The sequence below is a fragment of the Pseudomonas sp. PB3P13 genome, assembly GCF_054897735.1.
In genome coordinates this window covers 2,899,939-2,912,353 of record NZ_CM142702.1, presented here as the reverse complement: position 1 = coordinate 2,912,353, position 12,415 = coordinate 2,899,939, and the positions used below count along the sequence as shown (strand labels likewise).

Annotated in this window: 11 protein-coding genes and 2 pseudogenes; 8 read left to right on the top strand and 5 right to left on the bottom strand. The window is 59.8% G+C overall.

Features of this window, described 5'->3' with window-relative positions:
* The first annotated feature begins 42 nt into the window (after positions 1–42).
* The 4 genes and pseudogenes from ACYZT1_RS13475 to ACYZT1_RS13460 all read left to right on the top strand — a co-directional run.
* The gene (locus ACYZT1_RS13475) at positions 43–957 is read left to right on the top strand and encodes a LysR family transcriptional regulator (protein ID WP_462015213.1); all 915 of its coding nucleotides are present in this window, start codon (positions 43–45) and stop codon (positions 955–957) included.
* 32 nt (positions 958–989) lie between these two features.
* A pseudogene (locus tag ACYZT1_RS13470) lies at positions 990–1,399 on the top strand (IS4 family transposase); the annotation flags it as partial.
* 268 nt (positions 1,400–1,667) lie between these two features.
* Positions 1,668–1,958, top strand: coding sequence for a type II toxin-antitoxin system ParD family antitoxin (locus ACYZT1_RS13465; protein ID WP_462015212.1), 291 nt, complete (start codon positions 1,668–1,670; stop codon positions 1,956–1,958).
* Between the two features lie 2 nt (positions 1,959–1,960).
* A pseudogene (locus tag ACYZT1_RS13460) lies at positions 1,961–2,034 on the top strand (type II toxin-antitoxin system RelE/ParE family toxin); the annotation flags it as partial.
* Between the two features lie 52 nt (positions 2,035–2,086).
* On the opposite strand, the gene ACYZT1_RS13455 reads toward ACYZT1_RS13460, so the two are convergent.
* The 4 genes from ACYZT1_RS13455 to ACYZT1_RS13440 form a co-directional block, all read right to left on the bottom strand.
* Positions 2,087–3,577, bottom strand: a complete 1,491-nt coding sequence (locus ACYZT1_RS13455; RefSeq protein WP_462015211.1) for an aldehyde dehydrogenase — start codon at positions 3,575–3,577, stop codon at positions 2,087–2,089.
* A 28-nt stretch (positions 3,578–3,605) separates the two neighbouring features.
* The gene (locus ACYZT1_RS13450; protein WP_462015210.1) at positions 3,606–4,985 is read right to left on the bottom strand and encodes an APC family permease; all 1,380 of its coding nucleotides are present in this window, start codon (positions 4,983–4,985) and stop codon (positions 3,606–3,608) included.
* 159 nt (positions 4,986–5,144) lie between these two features.
* Positions 5,145–6,527, bottom strand: a complete 1,383-nt coding sequence (locus ACYZT1_RS13445; RefSeq protein WP_462015209.1) for an aspartate aminotransferase family protein — start codon at positions 6,525–6,527, stop codon at positions 5,145–5,147.
* Between the two features lie 30 nt (positions 6,528–6,557).
* Positions 6,558–7,355, bottom strand: coding sequence for a helix-turn-helix transcriptional regulator (locus ACYZT1_RS13440; RefSeq protein WP_462019246.1), 798 nt, complete (start codon positions 7,353–7,355; stop codon positions 6,558–6,560).
* Between the two features lie 195 nt (positions 7,356–7,550).
* Between ACYZT1_RS13440 and ACYZT1_RS13435 the strand changes: the two genes are divergently transcribed.
* Genes ACYZT1_RS13435 through argE form a run of 4 tightly spaced genes read left to right on the top strand, consistent with a single transcriptional unit; the run spans position 7,551 to position 11,147 of the window.
* Positions 7,551–8,882: a flavin-containing monooxygenase gene (locus ACYZT1_RS13435; protein WP_462015208.1), complete on the top strand. Its 1,332-nt coding sequence runs from the start codon at positions 7,551–7,553 to the stop codon at positions 8,880–8,882.
* A gap of 23 nt (positions 8,883–8,905) precedes the next feature.
* Entirely contained in the window at positions 8,906–9,316 is a 411-nt protein-coding gene (locus tag ACYZT1_RS13430) for a RidA family protein (RefSeq protein WP_003207327.1), read from the top strand.
* Positions 9,317–9,327: 11 nt separating this feature from the next.
* On the top strand, positions 9,328–10,005 hold the full coding sequence (locus tag ACYZT1_RS13425; protein ID WP_462015207.1) for a DUF1028 domain-containing protein: 678 nt from the start codon (positions 9,328–9,330) through the stop codon (positions 10,003–10,005).
* Positions 10,002–11,147, top strand: a complete 1,146-nt coding sequence (gene argE / locus ACYZT1_RS13420; RefSeq protein ID WP_462015206.1) for an acetylornithine deacetylase — start codon at positions 10,002–10,004, stop codon at positions 11,145–11,147. The genes ACYZT1_RS13425 and argE overlap by 4 nt, the downstream gene beginning before the upstream one ends.
* 159 nt (positions 11,148–11,306) lie before the next feature.
* Here the strand turns inward: argE and ACYZT1_RS13415 are convergent, their stop codons facing one another.
* Positions 11,307–12,218 carry a LysR substrate-binding domain-containing protein gene (locus tag ACYZT1_RS13415; protein WP_462015205.1) on the bottom strand — a complete coding sequence of 304 codons (912 nt, stop codon included), beginning with the start codon at positions 12,216–12,218 and terminating at the stop codon, positions 11,307–11,309.
* Positions 12,219–12,415: the final 197 nt, after the last annotated feature.

Here is a 12,415-nt window from a genome sequence, read left to right as displayed (position 1 = left end):
TATGACCGCCCTCGTCAAGCTTTGACTCTGCCAGGACACCAGATGAATCGTAATGACCTACGTCGTGTCGACCTGAACCTGTTGATCGTGTTCGAAACATTGATGCATGAACGCAGTGTGACCCGGGCTGCGGAGAAGTTGTTCCTCGGCCAACCGGCCATCAGCGCTGCGCTCTCACGCCTGCGCGGGCTGTTCGACGACCCTTTGTTTGTACGCACTGGCCGCAGCATGGAGCCGTCGGCCCGGGCCGTAGAGATCTTCGCCCTGCTCTCGCCGGCGCTGGATTCGATTTCCACCGCCGTCAGCCGCGCGGCAGACTTCGATCCAGCGACCAGCACCGCTGTGTTTCGTATCGGTTTGTCGGACGATGTCGAATTCGCCTTGCTGCCCATGCTGCTCAAGCGCCTGCGTGCCGAATCGCCGGGCATTGTCCTGGTGGTGCGTCGTGCCAACTACATTCTGATGCCCAGCCTGCTGGCCTCGGGTGAAATCTCTATTGGCGTGAGCTACACGCAGGACTTGCCGGCCAACGCCAAACGCAAGGTGCTGCGCCGCAGCCTGCCGAAATTGCTTCGCGCGGACACCGTGCCCGGCCCGCTGAGCCTGGACGATTTCTGCGCGCGGCCGCATGCGCTGGTGTCATTCGCCGGCGACCTCAGTGGCTTCATAGATGAAGAACTGGAAAAACTCGGGCGCAAACGTCACGTAGTGCTGGCCGTGCCGCAGTTCAACGGCTTGAGTACGCTGCTCAGTGGCACCGACATTGTCGCGACCGTGCCCGATTACACGGCTGAAGCGCTAACAGCGGCGGGCGGCGTACGCGCAGAGGACCCGCCGTTGCCAGTGCAAACGTTCGAATTGCACATGGCCTGGCGGGGGTCGCAGGACAACGATCCGGGTGAGCGCTGGTTGCGCTCGCGCATTCAGATGTTTTTTGGCGACCCTGAGAGTCTTTAGGCGTAGCCGGATAGGCTGAAATTTCATTCAGGGATACCCGAATTGAAACCCTTGGCAGTCCAAAGGCTGCCTTGCTCGGGTTCACCACTGCGGTACTGGCTTACAACGTCCTGGCCGTCCTCAAACGCAGCGTCGAGCAGGCTCATCGCGATAGCCAGCCTGAAGGATGGGAAGCTTCGATCTATCACTTGGCGGTGCAGGTCAGAAGTGGTTATGAGCGAACGCAGATTGCGTTGCCCTCGGAATTTCTTCCCGCCGTTCCACTGGAAAAACTGGCTCAGCGCTTATTGGAGCTGGCCAGAAACATTCAACCCAAACAAGTTGCGAAAAGCCCTCGTGGTCCAAAGGTGCCCAAGCCCAAGACATGGGTTCAAGGCGCCGCAGTGCATGCACATGTTTCAACGACCGGGTAATTAAGGCTGCTAAAACAAAAAGACCTTGAAAGGGATGAGGCTTAGGGCGGAACGCTAGAGAGCGCCTGACACATCAAACCAGGCTTGGCCAAACTGAAGGCCAAAGGCCTACACTCATCAAGCTGGCTACGACGTCCCGCTGCGACAGCCCTTTTTTGACTTTGTGCGCCTGCTACAAAGGACGACCCCGTACGTCACAGTTCGTCAGACTCAAATCCCAAACTATGTGCACCCAGGTGAAATGGCATAATATGCCAATGAAAGAAAGATACTGTTTGTCGAAAGCTGGAGCTTATTATGGCGACGCGAAACGTTGTGCTCACCCCTCATCAGGAACAGGTTATCCATGACCTGGTGCAGTCTGGCCGCTATCAGAATGCCAGCGAAGTGATGCGGGAAGGTTTGCGGCTATTGGAACAGCGTATCGCCGAAGACACTGCCAAAATTGAGGCCCTGCGACAGGCCACCTCGATCGGTATCGTGGATCTTGAGCAAGGGCGCTTTACTCAGGTGAACGAAAAGGATCTGGAGCACTACCTCGAGGGCTTGAGCCTGGAGGCAACCCTCCCCGCGAGAGAGAAGCACTGAGCATGCCGCAGTATCGGATTCCAACCCGGCGCGCGCCGACATTGTCGACATCCTCAGGCTCTCCCAAACGCAGTTCGACCTGGCCCAACGGCTTAACTGACCAGGAATAGCGAAGGTCTAACAGCGTCTTAGCGCAGCTGAAACCAGGTGGTTTTCAGTTGCGTGTATTTATCAAAGGAATGCAGCGACAGATCGCGACCAAAACCCGACTGCTTGCCGCCCCCAAATGGCACCGACACATCCAGCGCATCGATGGTGTTGACCGAGACCGTCCCGGCATTCAAGGCGCGAGCTACGCGATGGGCACGATTGAGGTCATCGCTCCATACCGACGCCGCCAGGCCATAAATGCTGTCGTTGGCTTGCTGTACGGCCTCCTCCTCAGAGTCAAAGGCGCTGACCGCCAGAACAGGACCGAACACTTCATCCCGCGCAATGCTCATGTCGCTTTTCACGCTGCCAAAGATGGTCGGCTGGATGAAGTTGGAGGAACCGTTGATGATTAACTGCTCACCACCGGCCAACAGCGTGGCACCGTCTGCATGCGCCTGGCCGATTGCTTTCATGATGCGGGCGGTTTGCTCACTGTCGACGATTGCCCCTGCAGCGCTACCCGGGTTCAGAGGATCACCGGGCATCCACGCACGCGACTTGCTGATCAGGCGCTCGACAAATTCGTCGTGGATAGAGCGTTGCACGTACAGCCGAGAGTTGGCCGAGCAGACTTCGCCCTGGTTGAAGAAAATGCCGAAGGCGGCCTTCTCCGCCGCCAGCTCCAGATCCTGGCAGTCTTCAAACACCAGGTTCGGGCTCTTGCCACCGCACTCCAGCCAGACCTGCTTGAGGTTGGACTGGGCGGAATATTGCATAAAATATTTACCGACCTGAGTGGAGCCGGTGAACACCAGGCAATCCACGTCCGGATGCAATCCCAGCGCCTTGCCGGCGCTCTCGCCCAGGCCCGGAACCACGTTCAGCACGCCTTCCGGGACGCCTGCCTCCAGGGCAAGTTGGGCCAGGCGCAGGGCGGAGAATGGCGATTGCTCGGCGGGTTTGAGTACAACGCTGTTGCCAGCGGCCAATGCAGGTGCCAGTTTCCACGCGGCCATGTCCAGCGGGAAATTCCACGGCACCACGGCAGCAATCACCCCCAACGCTTCGCGGGTGATGGTGGCCAGCGCATTGCGGGCGGTGGGCGCGACCTGATCGTAGACCTTGTCGAGGGCTTCGCCGTACCAGGCGAACACCTGTGCGGCACCGGGCACATCCACGTTGTAGGCATCCATCACCGGCTTGCCCATGTTCAGCGAATCGAGCAGCGCCAGCTCTTCGCGGTGGGTCATTAGCAGCCCGGAAAGTTTGATCAGGATTTTCTTGCGCTCCCCAGGCGACATACGTCGCCAAGGGCCTTCGTTAAAAGCACGGCGGGCAGAACGCACCGCCAGATTGACCTCCTCAATGCCACACGCCGCGACGCGCGCAAGCAGCTGGTTGGTCGCAGGGTTGATGGCGTCGAAAGTCGCCCCGGACAACGCGCCCACTTGCTGGCCGTCGATCAAGGCGCTGTCGATAAAGGTTTGGCGGGCAGCACGTTGCTGCCAGTGGTCAAGATCGAACATGGTGTAGTTCCCAATGGATGACATTTTTTTATTCCGCCATGTGCAGTTCAGGCATCTTCACCTGGAACCCGCGCGTGATACCCAGCAGGCAAATGAGCCCAAGCCCCATCCAGCCCAGACCAATGGTGAACGACATGCCGGACAGGCTCGTCCACAGCCAGATAGTGCTGAGAAAGCCCAATCCAGGCAGCGCCGCGTACAACAGGTAGTTACGAGTACCCCGCAACTGCTGGTCGACCAGGTAATGCTTGATCACCGACAGGTTCACCGCCGAAAACGCGAAGAGCGCACCGAAACTGATCATGTTGGCCACGGTGTCCAGGGTGATGAACAGCGCAATCAACGAAAACAGGCTGACCAGCATGATCGCGGTGGCCGGTACGCGTTTTTTCGAAACCAGCTTGCCGAACACTCGAGGCAGCGCACCGTCGCGTCCCATGGCAAACAGCACGCGGGAGACACTGGCCTGGGAGACCATTGCCGAGGCGAAGCAGCCCGCCACATAGGTGGCGGTGAACGCCGTCACCAGCAGTTCGCCACCGACGCGACGCATCACGTCCACCGAGGCTGAGTCGGGGTCGGCGAAACTGTTCCATTCGGGGAAAACCATTTGGGCGAAATAGGACACGACGAGAAACAGCAGCCCGCCGAACAACGACACCACCATGATTGCGAGCGGGATTGTGCGTCGCGGGTCGGGCGTCTCTTCGGCCATTGTCGACACCGCATCGAAGCCGAGGAAGGACAGGCAGAGCACCGCTGCGCCGGTCATGATCAACGGCACGCTGAAGCCTTCGTGGTGGAAGGGTGCGAGCAGCGAAACCGGTTCGGAGTGCCCACTCAGGTTGTGCACCGATAACGCCACGAACACCACAATGAACACCAACTGGGCAACAACAAGTATCCAGTTGACCCGGGTGATCGACTCGATCCCGACCAGGTTGAGAACGGTCACCAAGGCAATTGAACCGAGCACCCATACGGCAGTTGGCACTGCAGGGAAGTATTCAGACATGTAGATGCCGATCAGCAAATAACTGAGCAGCGGCAGGAAGATGTAGTCCAGCAGCAAGGTCCACCCGGCGATGAAGCCAAAGTAGGCGCCGAACGCCTTGCGCGTGTAGGTGTAGACCGATCCTGAGTAAGGATGCGCCTGGACCATGCGTCCATAGCTATAAGCGGTCAGAAGCATGGCCGCGAGCGTCAGCAGGTAGGCGGTTGGCAAGTGGCCCTTGGTCATCTGGGTGACCAGGCCGTAGGTTGTAAACACGGCCAGCGGGACCATGTACGCCAGGCCGAAGAGCACCAGCCCGACAAGCCCGAGGGGTTGTCGAAATCGGCGAGACGATGTCACTTTGGAGGGAGAGTGATGGGAGGGAGTATCGGCCGCGTTTGTTATTGTATTCATTGCTGACTCCTGGAAATTTGAATGCAGGGCGCCGCGGTACCCGATGGGATCGGTACCGTCAGTGATTCATCCGCTGAACAAATGCCTGTCCGCTTTACCCGCAGGGCGATGTAAAGATGACGATCACCACCCCGGGCACGGGGTGGTGATCAGATCACTTCACAGCTTTTCCGCGATTCGAGCGGTGCGGTCTACCGCGAGACGGGTTTTTTCCACCAGCTCATCCAGTTCCGCGCGAGTGGCCACCAATGCTGGCGCCATGATCATGCGGCCCAGTGTCGAACGAATGATCACCCCCTCTTCAAAACCAAAGGTGCGGCATTGCCAGGCCAGGTCGTTTTCGTTGTCGAAGCGTTTGCGCGTGCTCTTGTCCTCGGCGAACTGCAAGGCGGCGAGCAGGCCCGCGCCCTGGATCTCGCCGATCATCGGATGGTTGCCGAACACTTCACGCAGGATCTGTTGCAAGTACGGCCCGGTGTCTTCCTTCACCGTGCGCACGATGCCCTCATCACGCAGCGCCTTGAGGTTCGCCAACGCCACCGCCGCCGCGACCGGGTGTCCGGAATAGGTCAGACCGTGGGCAAAGACGCCGCCCCGCTCTACCAGCGCATCGGCTATGCGCTGGCCCAGCACCAGGCCGCCCATGGGGACGTAGCCGGAGGTCAGGCCTTTGGCGATCGACAGGGTGTCCGGCTCGAAACCGAAGTACTCGTGGGCGAACCACTCGCCCGTGCGACCAAAGCCACCGATCACCTCATCGGCGCAGAGCAGCACATCGTATTGACGGCAAATGCGCTGGATTTCCGGCCAGTAGCTTTCCGGCGGAAAGATCATGCCGCCAGCACCCTGGAAAGGTTCGGCGATAAAGCCCGCGACGTTTTCGGCACCCAGTTCCAGGATTTTTTCTTCCAGCTGCAGGGCACAGCGGCGTCCGAACTCAGCCGGGGTCAACTCGCCGCCCTGGGCGTACCAGTAAGGCTCATCGATATGCGCGACATCAGGAATCAAACCACCCATCTCGTGCATGAATTTCATCCCGCCCAGCGCAGAAGCCGCCAGGGTGGAGCCGTGATAGCCGTTCCAGCGACCGATCATGATCTTTTTCTGCGGCTGACCAACCACCTGCCAGTAACGGCGAACGGTACGGATCAACACCTCGTTGGCTTCGGAGCCGGAGTTGGTGTAGATCACGTGGCTGTAGTGGCCTGGCAAGAGACTGAAGAGCAGCTCGGACAGCTCGATCACCGCCGGATGGGTGGTATGAAAGAACATGTTGTAGTAGGCCAGCTGGTCCATCTGCGCCGCCGCGGCGGCGGTCAAGTCCTTGCGACCATAACCTAGCTGGGTGCACCACAGGCCGGACATGCCGTCCAGGTAGCGCTTGCCTTCGCTGTCCCACACATACAGGCCTTCGCCGCGGACGATCACCCGGGGGCCTTCGGCATTCAGCGCCTTTTGATCCACAAACGCGTGGATATGGTGGGCCGCGTCGGACTTCTGATATTCCTCGGTCTGGCGTTTGGGTTCGAATGGTAAGTTCATGTTTTTTCTCTCTTGTTAGTAGTGATCCGCTCAGCGGATCTTGTTCATATAACTTTCAAGGGGATCTTTACTGAGCACGCCTTGGGCTTCGGCCAACGAATCGATAAACAGGGAAAACAGTTCCGATTGCGCGCCTATATCGAGCTTGCTGTAGATGTGTTTGCGGTGAGACTTGATGGTGTCTTCCGACAGGCCAAGGCGCTCGGCCAGCGAGCGGGTGGAGTGGCCGCGCAGTATCAGTTGAGCAATCCGGCATTCGCGCTCTGTGAGAATCGAGGAGCCAAAATTGTTGAGCGCTGCGTGGATGCGCTGCTCCAGCTGGCTTTCAAAGCGCGAACCCTGTGCATCCAGGCCGACAAAATGCTTGCCCAGCACGGCCAGCACCCAAGGCGCTATACGCTTGAACTGTTGTGTCGTGGCCGCGTCCAGCTTTTGCGTGAACGCCAGTGACACCGCCAGGCTCGACCCATTGCTCAACTGCAGGATGTAGTTCAGCTCATCCTCCAGGTGCGAGTGCCGGTAAAACGACTGGAAATATTCGCTGAGTTCGAAATGATCGGGAGCGACATCCGCCAGGTCGTAACACCCTGAGGCAACCCTCTCCACGCACGCCCCGTAAAACGGATCCAGCAAGTAAAAACCGGACAGGTACTGGCGCACGTTGCCTTGTGGCAACCATGGCCCTTCCAGCTCGAACAACGCGCTGGGCATGCCGCCGTGCGGGTACAAATACAGCGTTGTGGCCTGAATCGGCCAGATACAACCAAGGGCATCGAACAAAGCAGCCGCGAAGCCCGCCTGCCCGATGCTCTCGGTGACATGAGCCATTTGCTCGAACCATTGCGCAGAAGAAAGCCGGTCGTTTTCCACATCAAAGACTCATTGAATGAATGGAAATGATGGTCCCACACCCGGGAAATCATCGAAATCACCCGATAGGGTGAGCTTGCATCCGATATTTATGCTCACTTCCCAGCTTAATAATATTTTATTAATACCCCCCTCCCCCCTAGCCTTGAAGTCATGCACGACCTGAATCCAACTGCATTACGCAAGGACAGACACATGACTGAAGCGATAACAAAAGTAGACACTTTGGTGGTGGGGGCCGGTCAGGCTGGCGTGGCCATGAGCGAACACTTGAGCAAGCAAGGCGTGCCGCACCTGGTGCTGGAGCGCAGCCGTATTGCCGAGCGCTGGCGCACCGGGCGCTGGGATTCGCTGGTTGCCAACGGCCCCGCCTGGCACGACCGTTTTCCCGGCCTGGAATTTGATGACGTCGCCGCCGATGGCTTTGCGCCAAAAGAGCGGGTGGCGGACTACTTTGAAGCCTATGCACGCAAATTCAACGCGCCGATTCGTACCGGCGTAGACGTGACTTCGGTGGTTCGCAACGTGGGGCGCCCAGGCTTCACCGTGCATACCAGCGAAGGCGTGATCGAAGCCAATCGCGTGGTGGCCGCGACCGGGCCATTTCAGAAGCCGGTGATTCCGGCTATCGCGCCGCAAGACGTGGCGCTGCACCAGATCCATTCCGCTGACTATCGCAACCCCGCGCAACTGCCGGTCGGCGGCGTGCTGGTGGTGGGCGCAGGCTCCTCCGGGGTGCAGATCGCCGATGAGTTGCAGCGCTCCGGTCGCCAGGTGTTCCTGTCCGTTGGCGCCCACGACCGCCCGCCTCGTGCCTATCGCAACCGTGATTTCTGCTGGTGGCTGGGGGTGCTGGGCGAGTGGGACCAGGCCGCGATGAAACCCGGCCGTGAGCACGTGACCATCGCAGTCAGCGGCGCCCATGGCGGCAAGACCATCGACTTCCGTGAACTGGCCCGGCAAGGCATGACACTGGTCGGCTTGACTCAATCCTTTAATGGCAGCGTCGCGACGTTTCAGCCCAACCTGGTGGAAAACCTCGCGCGTGGCGATGAGAACTACCTGGCCCTGCTGGATGCCGCAGACGCCTATGTCGAGCGTAACGGCCTGGACCTGCCCCTGGAACCTGAAGCCCGTCATGTGTTCCCCGACGCGGATTGCATCAAGCACCCGATCCTGGAACTGGACCTGGCCAAGGCCGGCATCACCTCGATCATCTGGGCCACCGGTTTTGCCGTGGATTACAGCTGGTTGAAAGTCGATGCGTTTGACGCCGCCGGCAAGCCGCAGCACCAGCGAGGCGTGGCCAGCGAAGCGGGCATCTACTTCCTGGGTTTGCCGTGGCAGTCGCGCCGTGGCTCGTCGTTTATCTGGGGCGTGTGGCACGACGCCAAGTACGTCGCCGACCATATCGCCATCCAGCGCCAATACCTTGAATACCGCGAAACCGCACCGGTCGTTCGCCAATCCCCTGTCAGCGCCTGATCACTTTTGCCGGAGTTTTTTTGATGCCTACCCACACCCGTATTCGCATGTTCAACACCAAGGAAACCTACCCCAACCAGAGTCTGGACAACGACCTGTGCCAGGCGGTGCGCGCCGGCAACACCGTGTATGTCCGCGGCCAGGTGGGTACCGATTTCGACGGTAACCTGATCGGCCTTGGCGACCCGCGCGCCCAGGCCGAACAAGCCATGAAAAACGTCAAGCAACTGCTCGAAGAGGCCGGCAGCGACCTGAGTCATATCGTCAAAACCACCACCTACCTGATCGACCCACGCTACCGCGAGCCGGTGTACCAGGAAGTCGGCAAGTGGCTCAAGGGCGTGTTCCCGATCTCCACCGGGCTGGTGGTGTCCGCCCTGGGTCAGCCGCAATGGCTGATGGAAATCGACGTGATCGCGGTTATCCCGGAATAAGGAGGCTACCCATGACCTTTTCAATCGTCGCCCGTTGCGCAGACACCGGCCAATTGGGCATCGCCATCAGCTCATCGAGCATCGCCGTGGGGGCGCGCTGCCCGTGGCTGCGCCCGGGTGTGGGCGCAGTGTCGACCCAGAACATCACGCTGCCAGCCCTGGGCCCGGAGGTGCTTGACCTGCTGGAACTGGGCCTGGCCCCTGCCGACGCCCTCGATAAAGCGCTGACGAGTAACGGCTACAGCCAATACCGGCAACTGACGGCGATTGATCACCTGGGCCGCGCCGTGCATTTCAGCGGCAGCAAAACCCTCGGCACCCACAACGCCGTGTCAGGCGAACAGTGCGTGGCGGCCGGCAATATGCTTGCAGACCGCGCGGTGATCGAGGCGATGGTCCAGGCGTTCGAGCAAGGTGAAGGTCAGTTGGCCGATCGTTTGCTCGCCGCGATGAACGCCGCCATCGACGCCGGTGGCGAAGCCGGCCCGGTGCATTCGGCCGCGGTGGTGGTGGTGGGCGAATTGACCTGGCCGATCATCAACCTGCGGGTGGACTGGGCCGATGAACAACCCATCGGTCAGCTGCAAAAGCTCTGGGACGCCTATCGCCCGCAAATGCAGGACTATATCGATCGTGCCCTCGCCCCCGACCGCTCTCCCGGCTACGGCGTGGCGGGTGACGATCGATGAGCAGCAGCCGTGAACTGCTGCAAACGCTGGTGCAGTTTGATACCACCAGCCGGGAGTCCAACCTGCAACTGATCGCGTTTGTGCGCGATTACCTGGCGGGTTTCGGCGTGACCAGCGAGCTGATCCATAACGAAGAACGCAGCAAGGCTAACCTGTTCGCCAGCATCGGCCCGGTTGAATGGCCGGGTATCGCGCTGTCGGGGCATACCGACGTGGTGCCGGTCGATGGCCAGCCATGGACGGTACCGCCGTTTGAATTGACCGAGCGAAACGGCAAGCTGTTTGGCCGGGGCACGGCGGACATGAAGGGCTATATCGCCTGCGTGCTGGCCCTGGTGCCGGCGTTGGTTGAAGCGCCGTTGCGGATACCGGTGCATATCGCCCTGTCGTACGACGAGGAAGTGGGTTGCCTCGGCGTGCGCTCATTGCTCAAGGTGCTGGAGCAGCGGCCGGTCAAGCCGATGCTGTGCATTATCGGCGAACCGACGGAACTCAAACCTGTGCTTGGGCATAAAGGTAAGTTGGCGATGCGCTGTGATGTGCATGGCGAGGCTTGTCATTCGGCCTATGCGCCTTCTGGCGTGAATGCCATCGAGCATGCCGTAGAGTTGATTGGTGAGCTGGGGCGAATCGGGCAACAACTGCGGGAGAAGCAAGACCCGCGGTTTGACCCGCCCTTCAGCACGGTGCAAACCGGGGTGATCAGTGGTGGCAAGGCGCTGAATATCGTGCCGGCGGACTGTCGGTTTGATTTTGAAGTCCGTGCGCTGCCGTCGCAGGATCCGGGTGAGGTGGCGTCGGCGTTGATGGCTTACGCCGAACAACAGGTGTTGCCACGCATGCAAGCCGTTAGCGCGCAAAGTGCGATTCGCTTTACCGAATTGTCCGCCTACCCCGGTTTGGTCACCGATGAGCGCAGCCAGGCCGCGGAGTTGATTGCGGCGTTTTGCGGATCGCGGGAATTCGGCACGGTGGCGTTTGGCACCGAAGGCGGGTTGTTCGATGCGGTCGGCATTCCTACCGTGGTGTGTGGGCCTGGCAGCATGGACCAGGGCCATAAGCCGGATGAGTTTGTGAGTGTGGCGCAGTTGGCGAAGTGTGACGCGATGCTGCTGCGGATGCTGGAGTCGGTACGCGCGTGAACTGAACACCGTCTCTGCAACAACGCCAAACCTGTGGAGCTGGCTTGCCTGCGAGGGCGGTGTATCAGCCAGCGTCCCTGGCTACTGACCCACCGCCATCGCGGGCTTGCCCGGCTCCCACAATTGATCTCTATTGTCGATGCAGATTGCATTCCATGTTCAGCCGAGGATTCGCGCCAGTTCTTCGCGGCAGTGATCAACGAACAATTGCACCGGTTTGGTCAGCGGCGCCCGCCGCAGCCACACCGCCGACAAGCCAGACCCAGTGACGGTTTCAGCCAATGGGATGCACACGACTTTCTGGCCATCGTAGGTGTACTCCGTGAACGGCTTGGTCACCAGGATCGAGAAACCAAACCCCCGGCCCACCATCCCCCGCACCATCTCGATTGAAGGCGAACTGAACACGATATTCGGCGTCAACCCGCGCTCTTCAAAGATGCTTACGAAGTACGTGCGGCTGGGCAACACGTCCAGCAAAATCATCGGTTCCAGCACCAGGTCCGTCAACGACACCCTGGCCTGCTGCGAAAACCGGTGATCCGCCGGCAACAACGCATACGGCTGCTGCGGCGGCATCAACGGCGTGGTCTCGATGGTGCCGCCCAAGTCATGCTCGAACAACATTGCCACATCGATACTGCCCGCCGTCAGCGCTTGCACCAGCTCTTGCTGCTCGCCATCGCGAATGCGGATTTCCACCCCCGGCCAACGCGCCTTGAAGCCGGCGATCAAACGCGGCAGGTACAACGGCGCAACCGTTTCAAAGCAGCCGATATCGATCTGCCCCGCTACAACATCATTGTCCGCCAAGGCGTTTTGCTCGAACTCATGAGCCACCCGCAACAGCTCCAGCGCCTTGCGGTAGAACCGTGCGCCACTGGGCGTCAACGACACACCCTGGGCGTGATGGCGGATAAACAGCTGCACGCCAAAGCTGTCTTCCAGCTGCTTGATGGCGGTCGAGACCGACGGCTGCGCGATATACAGCTTGCGCGACGCCTCGGCGACGCTGCCGCACTCAGCCGTGGTCACAAAATATCTGAGTTGGCGCAGGTTGTAGGCAGCCATCGGAACCTCGGTAAACGTCGGAATTTGCCCCATGCGGGTGCAAGAAACAGCTGCTTTGTGCAGCGCTCATGGCGCATGCAACATACCGGAGCAAAAAGGCATGCGAGATACTTTTTTTAAGGTCTGTAGCAACAAACTTACTAATTTACCTCTCTGCCACCTTTACAGATGATCACTCCAACAACAAAGCGTCGCGC

Coding starts and splice junctions, on each gene's coding strand:
- ACYZT1_RS13475 (WP_462015213.1), top strand. CDS start 43: ATGAATCGTAATGACCTACGTCGTGTCGACCTGAACCTGTTGATCGTG.
- ACYZT1_RS13435 (WP_462015208.1), top strand. CDS start 7,551: ATGCACGACCTGAATCCAACTGCATTACGCAAGGACAGACACATGACT.
- ACYZT1_RS13455 (WP_462015211.1), bottom strand. CDS start 3,577: ATGTTCGATCTTGACCACTGGCAGCAACGTGCTGCCCGCCAAACCTTT.
- ACYZT1_RS13450 (WP_462015210.1), bottom strand. CDS start 4,985: ATGAATACAATAACAAACGCGGCCGATACTCCCTCCCATCACTCTCCC.
- ACYZT1_RS13425 (WP_462015207.1), top strand. CDS start 9,328: ATGACCTTTTCAATCGTCGCCCGTTGCGCAGACACCGGCCAATTGGGC.
- ACYZT1_RS13440 (WP_462019246.1), bottom strand. CDS start 7,355: ATGGCTCATGTCACCGAGAGCATCGGGCAGGCGGGCTTCGCGGCTGCT.
- ACYZT1_RS13445 (WP_462015209.1), bottom strand. CDS start 6,527: ATGAACTTACCATTCGAACCCAAACGCCAGACCGAGGAATATCAGAAG.
- ACYZT1_RS13415 (WP_462015205.1), bottom strand. CDS start 12,218: ATGGCTGCCTACAACCTGCGCCAACTCAGATATTTTGTGACCACGGCT.
- ACYZT1_RS13465 (WP_462015212.1), top strand. CDS start 1,668: ATGGCGACGCGAAACGTTGTGCTCACCCCTCATCAGGAACAGGTTATC.
- argE (WP_462015206.1), top strand. CDS start 10,002: ATGAGCAGCAGCCGTGAACTGCTGCAAACGCTGGTGCAGTTTGATACC.
- ACYZT1_RS13430 (WP_003207327.1), top strand. CDS start 8,906: ATGCCTACCCACACCCGTATTCGCATGTTCAACACCAAGGAAACCTAC.